At 35.2% G+C, this 19637-nt stretch carries 21 protein-coding genes; 3 read left to right on the top strand and 18 right to left on the bottom strand.

The features are described from left to right. Positions 1–12: 12 nt before the first annotated feature. Positions 13–1368 (bottom strand): dGTP triphosphohydrolase, encoded by a 1356-nt coding sequence (gene dgt / locus NOV28_RS02645; RefSeq protein ID WP_255927286.1) that lies wholly within the window; start codon positions 1366–1368, stop codon positions 13–15. 173 nt (positions 1369–1541) lie between these two features. Between dgt and NOV28_RS02640 the strand changes: the two genes are divergently transcribed. Next, positions 1542–2402: a GLPGLI family protein gene (locus NOV28_RS02640; protein ID WP_255927284.1), complete on the top strand. Its 861-nt coding sequence runs from the start codon at positions 1542–1544 to the stop codon at positions 2400–2402. Between the two features lie 129 nt (positions 2403–2531). Here NOV28_RS02640 and gcvP read toward each other — a convergent pair whose 3' ends face one another. After that, entirely contained in the window at positions 2532–5390 is a 2859-nt protein-coding gene (gene gcvP / locus NOV28_RS02635; protein ID WP_255927282.1) for an aminomethyl-transferring glycine dehydrogenase, read from the bottom strand. A gap of 148 nt (positions 5391–5538) precedes the next feature. Between gcvP and NOV28_RS02630 the strand changes: the two genes are divergently transcribed. Next, entirely contained in the window at positions 5539–5691 is a 153-nt protein-coding gene (locus NOV28_RS02630; protein ID WP_255927280.1) for a hypothetical protein, read from the top strand. 12 nt (positions 5692–5703) lie between these two features. On the opposite strand, the gene NOV28_RS02625 is transcribed toward NOV28_RS02630, so the two are convergent. The 10 genes from NOV28_RS02625 to tpx all read right to left on the bottom strand — a co-directional run bounded on the left by NOV28_RS02625 (position 5704) and on the right by tpx (position 11200). Then, entirely contained in the window at positions 5704–6354 is a 651-nt protein-coding gene (locus NOV28_RS02625) for a J domain-containing protein (RefSeq protein ID WP_255927278.1), read from the bottom strand. 173 nt (positions 6355–6527) lie between these two features. Next, positions 6528–6773, bottom strand: coding sequence for a hypothetical protein (locus NOV28_RS02620; protein WP_255927276.1), 246 nt, complete (start codon positions 6771–6773; stop codon positions 6528–6530). Positions 6774–6907: 134 nt separating this feature from the next. After that, on the bottom strand, positions 6908–7252 hold the full coding sequence (locus NOV28_RS02615) for a hypothetical protein (protein WP_255927274.1): 345 nt from the start codon (positions 7250–7252) through the stop codon (positions 6908–6910). Between the two features lie 48 nt (positions 7253–7300). After that, positions 7301–7855 carry an RNA polymerase sigma factor gene (locus NOV28_RS02610; RefSeq protein WP_255927272.1) on the bottom strand — a complete coding sequence of 185 codons (555 nt, stop codon included), beginning with the start codon at positions 7853–7855 and terminating at the stop codon, positions 7301–7303. Between the two features lie 142 nt (positions 7856–7997). Beyond that, entirely contained in the window at positions 7998–8438 is a 441-nt protein-coding gene (locus NOV28_RS02605; RefSeq protein ID WP_255927270.1) for an SRPBCC family protein, read from the bottom strand. Between the two features lie 20 nt (positions 8439–8458). Next, the gene (locus NOV28_RS02600) at positions 8459–8884 is read right to left on the bottom strand and encodes an SRPBCC domain-containing protein (RefSeq protein ID WP_255927268.1); all 426 of its coding nucleotides are present in this window, start codon (positions 8882–8884) and stop codon (positions 8459–8461) included. A gap of 12 nt (positions 8885–8896) precedes the next feature. Continuing rightward, on the bottom strand, positions 8897–9760 hold the full coding sequence (locus NOV28_RS02595; RefSeq protein ID WP_255927266.1) for a VOC family protein: 864 nt from the start codon (positions 9758–9760) through the stop codon (positions 8897–8899). A gap of 56 nt (positions 9761–9816) precedes the next feature. Then, positions 9817–10152 (bottom strand): iron chaperone, encoded by a 336-nt coding sequence (locus NOV28_RS02590; RefSeq protein ID WP_255927264.1) that lies wholly within the window; start codon positions 10150–10152, stop codon positions 9817–9819. Positions 10153–10177: 25 nt separating this feature from the next. After that, a complete protein-coding gene (locus tag NOV28_RS02585; RefSeq protein WP_255927262.1) occupies positions 10178–10594 on the bottom strand; it encodes an SRPBCC domain-containing protein in 417 nt (138 codons plus the stop codon). A 108-nt stretch (positions 10595–10702) separates the two neighbouring features. Further along, positions 10703–11200 carry a thiol peroxidase gene (tpx, locus tag NOV28_RS02580; RefSeq protein ID WP_255927260.1) on the bottom strand — a complete coding sequence of 166 codons (498 nt, stop codon included), beginning with the start codon at positions 11198–11200 and terminating at the stop codon, positions 10703–10705. Positions 11201–11364: 164 nt separating this feature from the next. Between tpx and NOV28_RS02575 the strand changes: the two genes are divergently transcribed. Further along, positions 11365–13584: an NADP-dependent isocitrate dehydrogenase gene (locus tag NOV28_RS02575; protein WP_255927258.1), complete on the top strand. Its 2220-nt coding sequence runs from the start codon at positions 11365–11367 to the stop codon at positions 13582–13584. 62 nt (positions 13585–13646) lie between these two features. Here the strand turns inward: NOV28_RS02575 and NOV28_RS02570 are convergent, their stop codons facing one another. The 6 genes from NOV28_RS02570 to NOV28_RS02545 all read right to left on the bottom strand — a co-directional run bounded on the left by NOV28_RS02570 (position 13647) and on the right by NOV28_RS02545 (position 19544). Continuing rightward, on the bottom strand, positions 13647–14240 hold the full coding sequence (locus NOV28_RS02570; RefSeq protein ID WP_255927256.1) for a hypothetical protein: 594 nt from the start codon (positions 14238–14240) through the stop codon (positions 13647–13649). Further along, a complete protein-coding gene (locus NOV28_RS02565) occupies positions 14227–14736 on the bottom strand; it encodes an RNA polymerase sigma factor (RefSeq protein ID WP_255927254.1) in 510 nt (169 codons plus the stop codon). Before NOV28_RS02565 ends, NOV28_RS02570 begins: the two co-directional genes overlap by 14 nt. Before the next feature lie 118 nt (positions 14737–14854). Beyond that, the gene (locus tag NOV28_RS02560) at positions 14855–15961 is read right to left on the bottom strand and encodes a pseudouridine synthase (protein ID WP_255927252.1); all 1107 of its coding nucleotides are present in this window, start codon (positions 15959–15961) and stop codon (positions 14855–14857) included. Positions 15962–16081: 120 nt separating this feature from the next. Continuing rightward, the gene (locus NOV28_RS02555) at positions 16082–16972 is read right to left on the bottom strand and encodes a UbiA family prenyltransferase (RefSeq protein WP_255927250.1); all 891 of its coding nucleotides are present in this window, start codon (positions 16970–16972) and stop codon (positions 16082–16084) included. 46 nt (positions 16973–17018) lie between these two features. After that, on the bottom strand, positions 17019–17945 hold the full coding sequence (locus NOV28_RS02550) for a mevalonate kinase family protein (protein WP_255927248.1): 927 nt from the start codon (positions 17943–17945) through the stop codon (positions 17019–17021). A gap of 108 nt (positions 17946–18053) precedes the next feature. Then, positions 18054–19544, bottom strand: a complete 1491-nt coding sequence (locus tag NOV28_RS02545; protein WP_255927246.1) for an MFS transporter — start codon at positions 19542–19544, stop codon at positions 18054–18056. Between the last annotated feature and the right edge of the window lie 93 nt (positions 19545–19637).

The raw sequence follows: 19637 nt of genomic DNA, 5'->3' as shown, positions 1-19637 counted from the left end.
GATCCATCAAAACTACATCGTCATCCCGATTTCGATGCCTTTTATTTTGCGGTAAAGGTCGGTGGCAAAATTATCCGTCATCCCCGAAACGAAGTCGATCACGCCCAAAACCTTCTGATAATCGGAACCTTCTTCATAATGAAATTGTTTTGGCAAAAGTTTCAGCGCCATTTTATCATAAGATTTTCTGTCAGATTTTTCTTTTAAAATTGGTGGAATAAAATGGTTTAAAAGTTCGTACATCACGTTGTAACCAGCGTTTTCTATTTCGATAACGGCTTTGTGACCGTAGATTTTTTCAATGGAAAAACTCTCAATTTCCTGCAGCGATTTGTTTTCGGATTTATAAATATCGAGCAGCGCTTTGTCTAAATTTCCATCTAAAATTGCAGTAAAATTGGTTTGGTACAGTTCAATGGATTTATTAATCAAAGCATTGATGACTTTCGCTCTCAAATAGGAAATTCTTTCGTTAGCATTCGTCAAAATCGCCAGTTTGTCCTCTACCCTTTTCATGTTTGCATTTTCAGATTTGATGAGGTCTACAAACAGATTTTCGCAATCCGAAGTCGAAACAATTCCCAATCGGTGCGCGTCTTCCATGTCGATAATGTTGTAGCAAATATCGTCCGCAGCTTCCACCAACCAGACAAATGGATGTCTTTTGAAAATCGTCGGTTCCGTGTTTTCCTGTAATAGATTTACGGCGTTGGCAATCTCCAGAAAAGTCTCTTTTTCGTTCTGGAAAAACCCAAATTTTTTGCGATGAATCACTCCTTTTTTCTTGGCAATCGCTTCGCAAGGATATTTCGCAATACTCGCCAAAGTGGTCATCGTGAGCTGGGTTCCACCTTCATCTTTCCCATTTTGTTGATGGGTTAAAACACGAATGGCATTAGCATTTCCTTCAAAATTCACCAAATCTGACCATTCTTTTTCAGTGAATTTTTGCTTTAAATCGGATTCGTTTTTCTCGAAATAACTTGCGATTGCATCTTCACCAGAATGCCCAAAAGCCGGATTTCCAACATCATGACAAAGACAAGCTGCGGCGATCACATTATGCAAATTGTGTTGGTAAAAATTCTGCGCATCTTCCGAAAGATCATTTTGGTAATTCTTCACGATGAAATCTCCCACCGCACTTCCTAAACTACGGCCAACAGAGGAAACTTCGAGAGAATGTGTCAATCTGTTATGCACAAAAACACTTCCCGGAAGTGGAAAAACCTGAGTTTTATTTTGTAATCTTCTAAATGCCGCCGAGAAAATAATGCGGTCGAAATCTCTTTGAAAATCAGTTCTGGATGCGGTAGTCGCTACATTTTGCCCCGTCCTTTGATTGGTGAAAATCCTGTTTAAATCCATCTTCCAAAAATACGTTTTTTATTGATTTTTATTCATGGTTATTCGTAAGAAATCGTTTGAAATTTATGAGTAAAAAGATTTGGATGTTGAATGTTTTTAATTGGAGATAGAATCTTAATCTTTATATTTGAATATGTAATTTATATAAAAATAATCCTCAAGACCAGTTGAAAATGAAAAAATTTATTTTAGGATTTCTTTTGATTTCTATTTCAAGCCCAATCTTTGCGCAAAATCATAGATTTGTATATGAATATTCATTTAAAATCGATTCTTTACATAGAGAAAATGTCACTAAAGAGATTATGAACTTAGATGTATCAAAAGAGGGTTCCGTCTTTTATAGCAATGAAAAGAAAAACTATGACTCGATAATGAATTCTGAATTTAAAAAAAATGAAGCTATTCATTCCACACATATTGATTTAAGTAAAGTTAAGAATAATTCAAAAGTCGGATTCTCTGTTAAAAAAAAGTATCCCAGTTTTGAAACTGTTCTTCATACTTCCATAAATGGTGATAAATATGCGATAATTTCGACAGAAAAGATTAATTGGAAAATTTTGCCGGAAATTGAAGAATTGTACGGATATAAAATTCAGAAAGCAACTGCTGAATATTTAGGAAGAAATTGGATTGCATGGTTTACTAATGAAATACAAATTCAAGATGGACCTTATAAATTTAATGGCCTACCTGGTTTAATTTTAAAAGTTTCTGATGAAAAAAATGATCATGCCTTTAATTTTATAGGAAGTAAAACAAATAATGTTAGATCGATATCAATTGATGATGAAGAAAAGGAGGTAGTAATCTCTAGTATGAAATTTAATCAACTATGGAAAGAATATTTAAAGGATCCAGCAAAAAAAATTAAGCAACTTTTTTCCGCAGACGATGGAACAACTATCAAAGTAACAGATGCGAATGGAAGAGAGCTAAGTCAATCTGAAATAGTAAGAAATAAAGAACAAAGAGTGAGGGACAACTTAAAAAAAACAAATAATTTCTTGGAATTATCTTTATATCAATAAAAAACCGTCTACAACAATTAAGATTGTGTTTCTACTACCGAATTCCTTTAGTGTGGTCATCAATAAAGAAAAATTTAATAAAAAAATCCCCTCCAAAACTGAAGGGGATTTTTATTAATCAATTATGATTTACATATACACTTCAATTGGCTCACAAGTACACACTAAATTTCTATCACCGAAAGCTTCGTCAACACGGGAAACGGTGGCGAAGAATTTGTGATCTCTCACCCATTCCAAAGGATATGCAGCTTTTTCGCGGCTGTAAGGTTTGTCCCAAGTATCGGAAATCACCACTTGCTCGGTGTGAGGAGCGTTTTTCAATACATTGTTCGCAGAATCGGCTGTACCTTCAGCGATTTCTTCGATTTCTTTTTTAATGGAAATCAGCGCTTCTGCAAAACGATCTAATTCTCTTTTGCTTTCCGATTCAGTAGGTTCAATCATCAATGTTCCGGCAACCGGGAAACTCACTGTTGGTGCATGGAAACCGTAATCCATCAAACGTTTTGCGATGTCGGTAACTTCAATTCCTAGTGGTTTGAACTGGCGGAAATCTACGATACATTCGTGAGCTACTCTTCCTTTTTCGTTTGCATAAAGGATTGGGAAATGTTCTGCCAAAACTTCTTTCAAATAATTGGCATTTAAAATAGCGTGTTCTGTAGATTTTTTCAATCCTTCAGTTCCCAACATTTTGATGTAGGCGTAAGAAATATTTAAAACCAAACTCGATCCGTAAGGTGCTGCAGAAATCGCTTCGATAGATTCTTTAGAACCAATTTTAATATTCGGGTTGCTTGGTAAAAACTTCACCAAATGTTCAGCCACGCAGATCGGACCAACACCTGGACCACCGCCACCATGAGGAATTGCGAAGGTTTTGTGAAGATTGAGGTGGCAAACATCTGCGCCAATATTTCCCGGAGAAGTGAAGCCAACTTGAGCGTTCATATTCGCGCCGTCCATATAAACTTGTCCGCCGTGCTCGTGGATTAAATTGGTGATTTCTTTGATATTGTCATCGAAAAATCCGTAAGTTGAAGGGTAAGTAATCATCGCAGCAGAAAGGTTTGCGCTATGTTCTTCGGCTTTTGCTTTCAGATCTTCGAAATCGATTTGTCCGCTTTCGAGGTTTTTCACCACAACTACTTTCATTCCTGCCATCACCGCAGAAGCAGGATTGGTTCCGTGTGCAGATTGAGGAATTAGAACGATGTTTCTGTGGCTTTCTCCGCGAGATTTGTGGTATTCGCGAATCACCATTAATCCAGCATATTCACCTTGCGCACCAGAATTTGGTTGAAGCGAAGTTCCTGCAAAACCTGTAATTTCAGCTAAATCTTTTTCTAATTGTTGAATTAAAGCTTGATAACCTCCCGCTTGTTCGGTAGGAACAAAAGGGTGAACGTTACCCCATTCTGCCCAAGAAAGTGGCAACATTTGGGTTGCAGCATTCAGTTTCATGGTACAAGAACCAAGTGAAATCATCGAATGGGTTAAAGAAAGATCTTTGCGCTCCAATCTTTTGATATAACGCATCAATTCGGTTTCGGTGTGGTATCTGTTGAAAACTTCTTCTTCTAAAATAGCATCCGTTCTCAATGAAGCCGCTGGAATTTGAACTTCTTCTTTAATTTCAAGTTTAAAACCTTGCGTTTTTTTGAATTGTGCTAAAGCATCAAAAAGATATTGAAGTTTTTCAAAAGTTGTAGCTTCGTTGATAGCGATGCTTACTACATTTTCTGAGAAATAATTAAGGTTGATTTTACGATCCAACATTAAATATTTCAATGCTTTTTTATCTTCTTCTCCCAAACGGAATTTTACGGTATCGAAGATTGGTTCTTCTACGATGTCATATCCTAAAGTTTTCAAACCATTAAGAAGCGCATTGGCTTTAAAATGAATTTGATCTGCAATGAAATTCAATCCTTTCGGACCGTGATAAACTGCATACATACTTGCCATCACGGCTAAAAGAACCTGCGCAGTACAAATATTGGAAGTTGCTTTTTCTCTTTTAATATGTTGCTCTCTGGTTTGCAACGCCATTCTCAATGCGCGTTTTCCGTAAGCATCTTGGGAAACCCCGATGATTCTTCCCGGAATATCTCTTTTATAATCTTCTTTACAAGCGAAAAAAGCAGCGTGAGGACCACCATAACCCATCGGAATTCCGAATCTTTGGGTAGTTCCAACGGCACAATCAGCGCCCATGTCTGCTGGAGATTTCAATTTTACCAAAGCCATCGGATCACAAGCAACTGCTACTTGAAGATGAAGTGTTTTATAAGATTTAATATTTTCTGTATAATCTAAAACCACTCCATTTTTGCCTGGATATTGAAGTAAAACTGCAAAATAAGTTTCATCCAAAGAATGATTTTGATGATCACCCTCAACGATTTCAATTCCTAAACCTTCAGCTTTGGTTTTCAATACCGCAACAGTTTGAGGTAAAACCAAATCAGAAACGAAAAACTTCGTCGCACCTGATTTTTTCTGGTCTTTGGTTCTGCTTTCAAAAAACATGTGCATTGCTTCTGCAGCTGCTGTCGCTTCATCCAATAAAGATGCGTTTGCCAATTTAAAGCCCGTTAAATCACAAACTACGGTTTGAAAATTCAAAAGAGCTTCTAATCTTCCTTGAGCAATTTCCGCTTGGTAAGGCGTGTAAGCCGTATACCAAGAAGGATTTTCTAAAATATTTCGCTGAATTGCGCTTGGCAAAATGGTATCGTGGTACCCAAAACCGATATAATTATCAAACAATAAATTCTTAGAAGCAAGATCCTTAGAATGTGCCAACATTTCATACTCTGAAAGTGCATCGGCAATGTTTAAATCTTTTTCTAAACGAATTGAATTAGGAATGGTTTGGGCGATAAGTTCATCAATACCCGAAACGCCAACTTTCTGTAACATTGCCTGTTTATCGGCTTCGTTAAGAGAAATGTGGCGATTTACAAACTGTGTTGTGTTCATATAATTTTACTAGATTTATTTAGAAATAAAGGTTCGTAAAAATACAATAATTTATACAAAGGCACAATGACCGTTTGTTGAAATCAGAAATTCAGAAAATTCGGGTTTGTTATTTTGATAGGTTCTAAATTAGAGTTATATTTGCAACATGAATCCAAACATCATCCCTTTTAAAATTGCACCACTTTCTCCTTTCTACGGAAAAACCGAAGAAATGTATTGTGACAAAAAGAAATGTTGCAAGAAATTCAAAAAAGGAAAACGCTGCAAAAAGTGCCCAGGAAGATTGAAAATGGCTTAAGCTAAAGGATATTTAAGCCGAAAAAGTTTTCACCAAAAGCATAATCGCAATGGCCAAAAAAAGAATGGCCAGAAAAATTCGCAAAAACTTCGGTTGACCGTTCGGATTTAATCTTGTGGGTTTTTGCGGCTTAAACAATTCTTCCACATCATTTCTAAATTTTTCCTTATCGTTTTCAAAAACCTCAGTAATGGTGATGGCGCGAACCACCGTTTTATTCAGCAAAGAATTCGTTGCATGAAGCAAAAGCTGAAATTTCCCGTCTTTGAATTCGGTGATTTTAAAAGCTCGCTCTCCATAGCTTTTCTCGAGTCCGAAAGGCAAAATCTTCACAATATCTGCCTGATTGGTTTGCCAAGTAATGATGATTTCTTCTCCTTTTACCGCATGAATTTTATTGGCTGAAAACGTCTTGATTGAAGGAGGCAGATTCGAGCGATTTGTTCGCTGTTGATGTCCTAAATTACCATCATAAATCCTCCTTTTCTCTTTATCCATCAATATTTCATACGCTTCCTGAGCTTCGCGAAAACGAGCTGCAAAAAACTCATCGTTTTCATTTTTATCGGGATGGTATTTCAGTGATAATTTCCGATACGCTTTTTTAATTTCTTCCTCTGAAGCGTTCTCCGGAAGGCCGAGAAAATAATAATAGTTTTTCATTCTGGAAGATTCGGGTTCGAATATTTTGGAGGAACAAAAGTAAGTTTTTTTTCGTATTTCGGCTTGAAAAGCTATTTCTCAAACAAAACAATCACAAAAAAAACGGAAAGAAATAGTTCCTCCCGTTTTACAAAACAATTAGTTTAATGTGCTTTTATGCTTCATTTTTTTGTTTAGCAAGCTCTTTTGCAACATTTTGATGCAAAATTTTCTTTCATTTTACTTTTTAATTCAGCATATTTTTCATCATCCATTTCACGGATTTTATCGGCAAATCCGAAAGGTGTTTTTTCCTGGATGTCGTATTCTTCGAAGATGCCTTTCATGAATTTTCTTTTCTGGGAAATTTTCTTCGCTGCTAAAGCTAAACCAACTACTGCAAGAGCTCCTATAGCTCCTTTTAAATTTGAATTTTTCATTTTTTTACTTTTTAAATTTTTAAATAAAGTTCTTTTTATGGAAGACGGAGTTTCTTGGTTTTTACTTTAAATAATTTAAAATAAATCACTGAAAATCAAACATAAAAAAAAACGGACAAAAGTCCGTTTCACAATTATTGTTTGTTTTTCCAAAAGAAATTTCCTTCGCAGCGTTTTCGCCAGATTTCCTTCAGTTTTTCTTTTTCTTCATCGGTCATTCCGTGGAATTTTTCTTCTTTCATTTGCTGGAAAGTTTGTTTTCCAAAACATTTTTTTCCACCTTTTCCGCCAAATCCACCGAAAAGAATTTTACAAAGAACCAAGATTCCCATCGCTTGCCAGTAAGTGATACTTTTCACGCCGATAATTTCGGGCAAAAGTGCGTTCCAAAGCCACATTACAATTCCGGAAACGGCAAAAAACATGACTATTCCCGCCAATACAAAAAATGCGATTTTGCCTTTTATTTTATTACTCATAACTTTTTTCTTTTTTTCCTGTTGTTTTCAAGGATGATATTTTCTCTTTTAATCTTTAAGATCGCGGTATAATTCCGACATTCTTACTCTTAAATATTTCACTGCGTAATTTTTTCTACTGATAATGGTTTTGATATTTTCTCTCTGTTCATCAGCAATTTCATGAAGCTTTTTTCCTTCAATTGCATTTTCCACAAAAACCAAACGTTGCTTTTCAGGCAATTCTTCTAAAGCTGAAAAAAGTTCTTTCCAAACTTCTTCGCGAAATGCCAATAATTCAGGATTTTCGGAATCATCGAGCAATAAAATATCTTTGATAGAAAAGCCTCCGTCTTCATCTTCATACACGAAATCTTCAAGATTTTCAGTTTTTTTCTTGCGATAACTGTCGGTAATTTTGTTGCGAGTAACCTGATAAAGCCACGCGCCAACGTTCATAATTTCTGAAATATTCGTCAAATTACTGAACTGATACCAAACTTCCTGCAAAATATCTTCCGCATCTTCCGCATTGTTCACTTTCGGACGGATAAAAGACGACAATTTACTACCGTAATTTTTCACGGTTTGCGCAATAATGCTGTCTTTTTCGGATTGTGACATGGGTATAATTTCCAGCTCCATATTTCAGTTGACGACTGAAACTGAAGTTTACTTTAAAAATTTGATATTTTTTTTCAAATGTAGTTTAAATAAAAAAAACGGAATGAGATTTCCGTTTTTGCTATGATTTATTTTCAATTAGTTATTTCTCAGCCAATTCTTTCAACAATTGCAAACCTTGGTTGAAACCCGATTTTATGTGATCGGAATATTCTTTCGAAATATGAATAATCACCCGGAGCTGCGTTGAATCCTCGGAAATTGCTCTCAAGAAATAAGATTCTTCGCTTCCACTCCATTCTTCAACTTCTTTGCTTTTGGTATCTTCCACGCCATCTTTTATCATTCCCAAATGACTAAAAACTACTTCTTCCGGTTCATTTAAACTTTTAATGGTAGAAACCATTCCGTCTCCGGAAGCTGCCAGAAAATAAGTTTTTCCGTTCACTTTCCAATCACTTTTATAATGAGAACCTTCGCCGAAAAATTGAGTCCATTGGGTATAAGAATCTTGGTTCCAAAGTACATCCCATATTTTTTGAATGGGCGCATTGATGATGATTTCAAAATTTAATGTTTCCATGATGATTAGATTTTTATAAATTATTCCGATTCTGAAAGGTTTTTAATCAATTCAAAATTTTGAGGATATTTGGTATTAAAAAATTCAACAAATTCATCCAAAGAGTTCACTTCCGCTTTCAGTAAAGTACCGTTATCATTGGGTTCGAGGATGTAAGTTACGGTAGAATCTTCCCAACCTTGTGGACTGAGTTCACCATCCATAATCCAGCCGAGATGTTTCATTCGGAGCAATTCATTTTCTTTGTTGATTTCGACCAAATTGTACATTCCGTTGTTCTTTTGATCGAGAAATTTCATGATGCTTCCTTCCTCCCAATTTCCTTCAAAATACGTTCCCGGATTCATTGCTGATGACCATTTTCCGTAAGAATCTTGGGTGAAAAGTACGTTCCAAACTTTTTCCAGAGTTGCCGAAATTTGCGTGGTAAATTCTAATAATTTCATGTAAAGTTTTTATTAATTGTGATATGCATTTTCCAAATCTTTGATGATGATTTTCTGCATTGTCGACATCGCTTGCATTACTTTTTGACCTTTGATGGGATCGGAATCATTCATTAATTCAATTAATTTTTTGGGCACAATTTGCCAACTTAATCCAAATTGGTCTTTCAACCAGCCGCACATGCTTGCTCTACCTCCATCAGCGATCAACGAATTCCAAAGATGATCAGTTTCCTCTTGATTATCGGTCATTACAACGATGGAAATTCCTTCATTGAAATCGAATTTATGATCATAGGAATTGTCCATACAGAGAAAATTATAACCATCAATTTCGAAATGCGCATGTTGAACATTCTCCGGAATTTCATGGGTTTTGTCACCTATTCCGTCGCCATATTTTAGGACTTTTCCAATGGATGAATTGGGGAAAATTTTGGTGTAAAGTTCCATGGCTTTCATTGCTTTCCCGTTGTTTTCATGGATAAACATTAAAGTAGGAAGAATTTTTTGCTCATCTTGTTTTTCTCCCAAATAAACTTGCCACGTCACCCCGTAACGGTCACGAACCCAGCCGTACTTTTTGCTCCAAGGATATTCACCAAGCTCCATTAATACGATTCCACCTTCTGAAAGTGGTTTCCAGTATTGATCAACTTCCGCTTCAGTTTCGCAAAGCACCATGAATGAAACCGATGCATTTTTTTCAAATTGCGGACCGGCATTTAGAATCATCATTTTCTGTCCGAATAATTCGAAGTTAATCACCACAGGAGTATCTACCGTAATCTTTCCGCCAAATGTTTCTGTGTAAAAACGCGCTGCTTCGTTCCCGGTTTTGTCAAACCAAAGACAAGGAAAAATATTGTTGTTCATTATTTTCTACTTATTAAAATTTCTAAGGGTAAAAATAGTGTAAATTGAACAGAATTTCACTGATTTTCTTTTCGGAATTCAACAATTCTACGAATCAAATCAAAAGGAATTTCCTTATTTAAAGGGAATTGTACCGAACCTTTGCCTTGCTTGTAAACTAATAATTCTTTCGCAAATTCTTGATGCCCATTCGGAGTTGCATAAAATCCGATGTGATGTTTGTAGCCGGCAAAATAAACCAAAGGTTTGTTGTTCAAATAAAATCCGGGCATTCCGTAACTGATTTTTTCTTCTGCGTCGGGAGCAACGGACAATATTGTTTTTCTTATTTCTAACAATTTTTGCTGAACTTCTGCTGGAAATGATTTGATATAAATTTCAACTTGATTCATTGTTAAAAAACTTTACCGCAATTCATTAATTATTTTCAACATATTTATGAAAGCGATCCAAGATTGCGTACCAACCTACTCGTTGCATTTCGATGGAATTCTGTGGTTCCGGCTCGAAAATTTCTATGATTTCGGTAGTATTTTCATCAATTTTATTGAACTGAACTTCCACTTTTCTACCATCGTCAAGATGGCTTTTTACCGATTCCAACATTTTGATTTCATCGATATAACCTGAAAAATCGTAGCCGAAACTTTTGTCTTTATATTCTAATCGATAATTGAACCTTCCACCTTCGCGAAAATCACTTTCTGCTTTTGGGCAATGCCAATTGGAGGTCGGGAAATTCCATTCCACGATATGTTTAGGGTTGTAAAAATAATCCCAAACTTTATATGCAGGTTGCAAAATCGTAATCTTGATGGTAAGAGGATTTTTCATATCATATTTTTCTCTAAATGTACTAAAAAAGAACGGATTACGAAAAACCGTTCTTTTGATAGTACTATTTCAGTGATTGATGATTTTTTGAAAAAAAACAAAAAAGAATTACTTCAAAACAGCTAAAGCTTTTTCATAATCTGGTTCCTGAGCAATTTCCGGAACTTGTTCGGTATAAATAACTTTGCCATGTTCATCCGTTACAACTACAGCGCGGCTCAGTAAACCTTTCATTGGTGAATCTATTAATGTTACGCCATAATCATCTCCGAAAGTTCCTCGGAAATCGGATAAAGTTTCCACGTGATCTAAACCTTCAGCTGCACAAAAACGACCTAAAGCAAAAGGCAAATCTTTAGAAACATTGATCACTACAGTGTTTTCCAAAGTTCCTGCTTCTTCGTTAAATTTTCTTGCTGAAGCAGCACAAATTCCGGTATCGATGCTTGGGAAAATATTGAAAATCTTCTTCTTCCCATCATAATCAGAAAGGGTTTTCACTTCTAATTTATCATTCACCAAAGCGAAATCTCTCACAGAAAGTCCCACTTCCGGCAATTGACCAATAGAATGAATTGGATTTCCTTTTAAGGTAATATCTGCCATAATTTTAATTTTTTTAGTTTCTCAAAAATAGCAAATATCTGCCGAAAGATATTTTAATTAAAGGTTAAATTAATCATAAAGTTAACTGTTGCTCTATTTCATAGCTTTATAAAAATACGTAAATTTGTAATTCAAAATTTTTAATAAAAATAAAAAATATCAGAATGTCAGAAAAATCCAAAATCGTCTATACTTGGACCGACGAAGCGCCAATGTTGGCCACTCATTCTTTCTTACCTATTGTAGAGGCATTTACCAAAACAGCAGATATTGAAATTTCACCAAAAGACATTTCACTTTCCGGAAGAATTTTAGCCAATTTCCCGGAATTTCTGAATGAAGATCAAAAAGTAGAAGATGCATTAGCAGAATTAGGAAAACTAGCCACTACTCCGGAAGCGAATATCATTAAACTTCCAAATATTTCTGCATCGGTTCCTCAATTAGACGAAGCCATCGCAGAATTACAAAAACAAGGATTTGCGGTTCCCAACTATCCTGCGGAGCCTAAAAATGCTGAAGAAGAAGCAATAAAAGCTAAATATGCCAAAGTTTTAGGAAGTGCGGTAAACCCTGTTTTGCGAGAAGGAAACTCCGACAGAAGAGCGCCAAAAGCCGTGAAAAACTATGCAAAAGCGAATCCTCACAGAATGGGCGTTTGGAGTGCAGATTCTAAGACTAAAGTTGCACACATGACCGCTGGAGATTTCTACGGAACTGAAAAATCGGTTACTGTTGAAAACGACTCTCAATTTAAAATAGAATTTTTCGGAAAAGATGGTTCTGTAAAGGTTTTGAAAGACCTTTCTCCATTGAAAGCCGGCGAAATTATTGATACTTCGGTGATGAATTTAGCAGCATTGAAAAAATTCACCGCTGATACAATTGCTGAAGCAAAATCGGCCAACGTATTGCTTTCTGCGCATTTGAAAGCGACGATGATGAAAATTTCCGATCCAATTATTTTTGGAGCGATCGTTCAGACCTTCTTCAGCGAAGTTTTCACCAAATATGCAGATTTGTTCAATCAACTTGATGTAAATCCAAACAACGGACTTCAGGATCTTTTTGATAAAATTTCAGGCAACGAAAAAGAAGCCGAAATCAAAGCTGATATTGAAAAAGCATTGGAAAACGGACCCGCTGTTGCGATGGTGAATTCAGATAAAGGAATTACCAATTTCCATGTTCCTTCGGATGTGATTGTGGATGCTTCTATGGCTGCATTAATCAGAGGTGGAGGAAAAATGTGGAACAAAGCTGGACAAGAAGAAGATACGATCGCGATGATTCCTGATAGAAATTACGCAGGTTTTTATCAATCGGCAATTGATGACATGAAGAAAAATGGCGCTTTGGATCCAAAAACGATGGGTTCTGTTCCAAATGTTGGTTTAATGGCTCAAAAAGCAGAAGAATACGGTTCTCACGACAAAACTTTCCAAGCAGAAGCAGAAGGAACTATAAAAGTTTCGGATGCGGAAGGAAATGTTTTCATGGAACAAGCAGTAGAAAAAGGCGATATTTTCAGAATGTGTCAAGTGAAAGATGCACCAATTCAGGATTGGGTGAAACTTGCGGTAAACAGAGCAAGACTTTCCGCTACACCAGCAATTTTCTGGTTGGATAATCAAAGAGCACACGACCGTGAAATGATCAAAAAAGTTGAAAAATACTTAAAAGATCACGATACCAATGGTCTTGACATCAAGATTTTGAATATCGAAGATGCAATGACTTTAACTTTAGAAAGAATCAGAAAAGGATTAGATACCATTTCGGTTTCCGGAAACGTTTTGAGAGACTATTTAACCGACCTCTTCCCTATTTTGGAATTGGGAACTTCTGCAAAAATGCTTTCCATCGTTCCATTGATGAACGGCGGCGGACTTTTCGAAACCGGAGCAGGTGGTTCTGCACCGAAACACATCGAACAATTCATCGAAGAAGGTTATTTGAGATGGGATTCTTTGGGTGAATTTATGGCTCTACAAGCAAGTTTAGAGCATTTAGCACAAACTCAAAACAACGAAAAAGCACAAGTTTTAGCAGACGCTTTAGATTTTGCTAACGAAAAATTCTTAGCAGAAGACAAATCACCTTCCAGAAAAGTTGGTTCTATTGACAACCGTGGTTCGCATTTCTATTTGGCGATGTATTGGGCAGAAGCTTTGGCTAATCAGACCAAAAATCAAGAGATTGCGGAAACTTTCAAACCAGTTGCAAAAGCAATGTTTGATAACGAAACCAAAATCAACGAAGAATTGATTGGAGCGCAAGGAAAACCACAAGATATTGGCGGTTATTACCATCCGGATGCAGCAAAAACTGATGCCGGAATGAGACCTTCATCTACTTTGAACTCAATTATTGATTCAATTTAAATTTGAATTAAAACCGTTTTAAACGATAAAACAAAACTCCCCGAATTTTTTCGGGGAGTTTTTTATTTTAAATCATTGTAAATTTTCTGAATTTGCTTTATGCTTTTGCCATAAAAATGATTAAACCACCATCTTCCGAAAAGATAAAGCGTAACCAGCATAAACAGACAACAACCGATAAACGTAAGAATGAAATTAACACCATCCAACATTTTCAAATTCGGCATATAATCGAAAATCAAAAGCATTTCGCATACCACAAACGGTACAAAAGCCAGATAAAAAGAAACATAATATTGTTCATTTAGCTTGAACTGAAACATCAAGTCTTTTAGATTGTCTTTAGCGTTCAAGTTGATTTCTCCCATATTCTTATAAAGCTGGAAAAATTTAAAGAAATAAAATCCCGTCACCAACATCATCGACGCAACCAAAGTGATACAATACACTTTAAATTTGAAAAAATGGAAATCCTTAAAAATGAAGAATAAAATAATTAAAACAAACATCACCATGGTGCTCCAGAATTCGTTTCTCATTTTTTTTCTCAATTGTTCCAATGGAAGATGAATTTCTTTTTGCTGTTCAATGCTAATTTCCGGGGTTTCAGCGATTTTTTCTTTGTCCCAGATTTCTTTTAAATTATCGAGTTCCATGATGTTGTGTATTAATAAGTTGTTTTAATTTTTCTTTAGCGCGGTTCATTTTCACGCGGGCATTTACTTCGGAAATTCCCATTTGTTCGGCGATTTGCTTGCCCGAATAATTCTCAAGATAATAGAAAATCAAAGCTTTGTCGATTGCGTTCAATTGGTTGATAGCCTCGTACATTTTTTTCAATTTTTGCTCCTCGTCATCATCATATTCATCCAGATTAATCTTGAAATTGCTCACTTCATTGTTCTGAATAAAGCTTCTCCGTTTTTCAGATTTTAAGAAAAGAATTGCAGTATTCAGGGCGATTCGGTACAACCAAGTTGAAAATTCACTTCTTCCTTCAAATGTGGGATATGCTTTCCAAACCTGGAACGTAATTTCCTGAAAAAGGTCTTTCTGATCGTCGAAATTATCCATATACATCTTAGAAATCTTGAAAATCACACCTTTGTGCTTTTCAATTTTTTCTAAAAAATCTTTTTCTAATGATGACATATTTTCTGGTTATCTGAAAAGTAAGTTACGATTTATCAAATTTGTTACATGATTTTACTAAAAAAAACTTCCCAAAGTGATTTACCTTGGGAAGTTTTTATTTTTATACGGAAGATTTTTACATCATTTTTAGGTTGTTCACCTCCAAATCGGTAAGAATTCTCCAGTGTCCTCGCTTGATATTTTTCTTGGTTAAACCGGCAAACATTACGCGATCCAAAGCCTCAACTTCATAGCCCAATCTTTGGAAAATTCTGCGTACCACTCGATTCCAACCAATGTGGATTTCGATTCCCACCTCGTTTCTTGGTTTTCCTTCGATGTAAGAAATGCTGTCAACTTCGGCAACGCCTTCTTCCAAACGAATTCCTTCAGCAATTGCGTTCAGATCAGCTCTGTCCAATTTTCTATCTAAGGTTACATGATATATTTTTTTCATGTTGAAAGACGGATGCGTCAGTTTTTTGGTCATGTGACCATCATTTGTAAGCAAAATTACTCCAGTGGTCGAACGATCCAATCTTCCTACTGGGAAAAGGCGATACGGTGAAGCATTTGCGACCAGATCTAAAACTGTTTTTCTAGCTTTTTCATCTTTCGTAGTAGAGATGTATCCTTTTGGCTTGTTTAAAAGCACATAAACCGGTTTTTCAGGAGTGATTCCTTGTCCATCGAAAATTACTTTATCGGTTTTCTGAACTTGGTACCCCATTTCTGTAACCACTTTTCCGTTGACCTGAACCAAACCTTGAGTGATTAATTCATCCGCTTCACGGCGAGAACAAATCCCGGAATTAGCGATGTATTTATTTAAACGAATACTTTCTTTTGGTGTTTCCTTGGTTAATTTATCGAATCTACGTTTTTGTACGAAAGATCTTGTCTTTTCGTTTTCCCCAAGTGGTCTTTCGTAATTTTTGAAAAGTTTTGTTGGACGGGCTTTTTGGTCACCTTTCCCAAATTTAGCATCTTTATCGAAAGATTTTCCAATTCTTTTTCCTGCAGGTTTTCTGGAAACCGGTCTGTCGAAAGTTTTTTCGTAAGATTTTGCTTCCGATTCAGACATTAATCTTGGTTCTCTGGCTTTCGCAGGTTTCTTTTCTTCGGTATTTTCAGGTTTTGGAGCGCGTGCACGGGAAGGAGCAGGTCTGGAACTTCCTGAATTGGAAATTTTTGAAATTCGTACTTTTTTAGGTTTGTTGTTGCTGTTTCTGTCTCGGCTCATTGTCTGAAAAATTTTTGCAAAGATAAAACTAATTCGTTGATATATCGACAATTCTTTTTAAACCGCTGTTTTTCAATATTAAATAGTGAATTTCATGATGACTAAAATCTTTCGGACTGGCTAAAATCTTTTAATTATTCCGTCCAATAACATTGAGATAATTCCTATAAAAACCCATATTCTTAAAATATTCATTAAAAAAAAATGAGTTTTTTTTACAGCATTTAACATCAAATAAATGCTAAAAATGATAACAAATAAGCCAATTGCAAAATAGAGATTGATAATGCTATGTATCCCAGTTTTGTTGATTAATAACATCGATACCAGCATCAATATTACTAAAAAAGATACTATAATTATTTTGGCAACGGAGTTTCCGAAATAGTTGGGAATAGTGGTATATCCAAACATTTTGTCTGCATTTTTAGTGAGAAAATCTTTGGTTACATCTATAATTAAAAGAATTAGAAAAAGAAAAACAGCCATCAGGAATACTTTTCCAGAAAAAGTGTGGTAATAAACCATCATCCCGAAAAAAGGGTAAAGTGTTAAACTTACAAATGTTACATTATTTAAAATAACTATTTTGCTTAGCTTATGACTGTAAAACCACATGAAAAACTGATAAATCAGAAAGAAAAACAATACTCTGGGAGAAATTAAAAAAGCAATGCCTAAGGAAATCAAATTAAGAGCGATATAGGCATAAAGGAAATATTTCTGCTTCAGGAAACTCTGAAATTTCGTGCGGAATGGCTTTGTGAGTTGATCTTTTTCCCGATCGTAAAATTGGTTGATAATTCCGCCGGCAAAAATGCTTAAAACTGTACAAAAAATAATCCCGTGAACTTTGAAATCGAAAACGAAATTTCTTAAACTTTCTTCCTGATTAAAAAGAAAAAAAGTAGAAACATACAATGCAAACGTAAGCAGCAAAGCCACAAAAACCCGCGCTCCCAAAAGGAAACCTACGAATTGGGATATTCTGTAAAGAATGGGATTTTTCATAAATTAAGCGGAATTATATAGAATTCAATTTTCCCCGACTTAATTTTTAGAATCTGTAAATGATTTCTTTATGAAATCCCTGAAGCATTTTATCTGCTTTCTCGTAATCTTTTGTAAAGCCCAAAATATAACCTCCGCCTCCACTGCCACAAAGTTTCAAGTAATAAGCGTTAGAATCCAGACCTTTTTTCCAAGCTTTATAGATCGTTTCGGGAATCATCGGTTTGAAATGTTCGTATGCCCAAACGGAAAGGCTTTTTAGATTTTTGAAAAAGGGATTCATTTCCTTTTTCAAAAAGGCATCAATACAAGCATTATTGTATCGGATAAATTCTTCTTTCAATGTTTTGCGGAATCCTTCAGTTTTCATTTTTTCAAAGAAAATCTGAACCATAGGTCCGGTTTCGCCCGTCATTCCGGAATCTATCAAGAAAATCGCACCTTTTCCTTCTTCGCTTTTTGGGATCGAAACACGGTCAACATTTTCTTTGTTTTCAATAAGAATCGGAAGATTCATGTAGCAAATCAAAGGGTCAATTCCTGAACTTTTCCCATGAAAATAGCTTTCTAAGAGACCAAAAACTTTCTTTAAATCTTTCAGTTCTTCTTTAGCAATGTTTTCAGGAGTATATTTTTTGATTGAATATTTTTCAAAAATAGCGGCTACTAAAGCTCCGGAACTTCCAACTCCGTAACCTTGAGGAATATTGGAATCGAAAAAAAGTCCTTTTTCGATATCTTTTTGAAAATCAGAAACATTCAGCTTAAAATTATCTGGTAATTCTAAATTTGTTAAATAATCTGAATATTTTTTCAAGGAAAGATTTGATTTTTTCTCGAAATCATTGTTTAAATCAGAGAATTTCAGTGTTCCTTTATAAAAACTGTACGGCAAGGTAAGTCCTTGTGAATCTTCAATAATTCCGTATTCTCCGAAGAGAAGGATTTTAGCGTAAAATAAAGGATTGCTCATAGTTTAATTTAACCCGTTGATTTTCAGTTGCAAAATTACTAAATTTTAATCGACCTGCAATATTTTTATATTAACAAAATTTAAGCCAATTTTTCAGAAATTTTCAATTTAAATTGAGTTCTTTCCATTGCCGATTTTTACTTTCAAAAATCTGATCAAAACCAATCCAGCAAAGAAAAATATAGACATTGATAATGCGGCGAATCTCATATTACTGTATTTCTCAATCATTGTTGCAAAAATGAAAGTTCCCAAGATAATTGCCAATTTTTCTAATACATCGTAAAAACTGAAATAGGTAGTATTATCCATAGAATCCTCCGGAAGAAGTTTCGAATAAGTGGAACGCGACATTGCTTGCAAACCGCCCATTACCAAACCGATGATTCCTGCAATTCCATAAAACTGATATTCTACATTTGGGTTTTCTTTATTTAAATAATAAGCCGATAGACACGCAACAATCCATAAAATAATTGCAATGGAAATCACATTTTTATTTCCAATTTTCTTCGATAACCATGAGAAAAACAGAGCGCCAATAATTGCTTCAATTTGTATCAGCAAAAGGGTTAAAATTAATTTGTCCTGTTCAAGATTAATTTCACTTTTTCCGAAAAGTGTCGCCATCAGGAAAATGGTCTGCATTCCAACGCTATAAAAGAAAAAACTCGAAAGGAAAAATTTCAAATTGCGATCTGCAAATAGCGTTCTTCCAACTTTAAATAATTCATGAAAACTTTCAATCACAATATCTTTATAAAAGCTGATATTGTCTTTCAAAACTTCCCAAAAACCGCCTTGTTCTTCGTGTTTTTTGAAAATATTTTTATAATTAAGCAGTACCAAATCTTTTGGTAATTGGTCTTTAACATTACCAAATTGTGGTAAATGTTTAAAAGTATATTGTGAAAATCCAAACCACCAAGCTCCGGTTAAAAGGAAGGAAATTCTGGTATAAAGCTTAGCTTCCTCAGCATTTTTTGCAAAAACCTGAATCAAAACCAAACAAATCACTACTAAAACCACTGAACCAATATAACCATAAACATAACCTCTGGCTGAAAGTGCATCCTGTTTATCGCGTGTTGCAATATCGGGAAGAAACGAATTATAGAACACCAAACTGCCCCAAAAACCGACACTTGCCGTAATACTGAACAAGAGTCCCAGAAAAACATTTTGCATCCCTGTAAACATCGCCAATCCCATGCAAGAAGTGGCACCAAGATAACAGAAAAACTGCAAAAATGATTTCTTATTCCCAATTGTATCTGCCAAAGACGATAAAATTGGAGAAAGCAAAACTACGATTAAGAATGAAATTGTGAGCGAGTAACCATAAATCGCATCCGGTTGATATTCTTTACCAAAAATGGTAATCATGTGTCGTACCGGAACTTTAATCCATTGTCCGGTTTCCTTTACAAACTCACTTTTTTCGGAAGCCGTTGTAAGAATCGAATAATAAATCGGAAAAATAGTAGAAGTAATTACCAACGAATACACCGAATTGGCCCAATCATAATAAGCCCACGCTTTCATGATTTTCGGATTGTTTTTGATATTTGGAGTCTGTAAATGATCGTTTTCAGGCATTGGTAAATAATTTATGGAACAAAAATAAAAAAACCATTAAGAATCTGATGAAAAAATTCATTAATAATTCTTAATGGCTGTATTTAAAAATAA

The sequence above is a fragment of the Kaistella montana genome, from assembly GCF_024436175.1.
Lineage (GTDB): Bacteria > Bacteroidota > Bacteroidia > Flavobacteriales > Weeksellaceae > Kaistella > Kaistella montana.
This window is presented reverse-complemented; position numbering and strand designations above follow the sequence as displayed.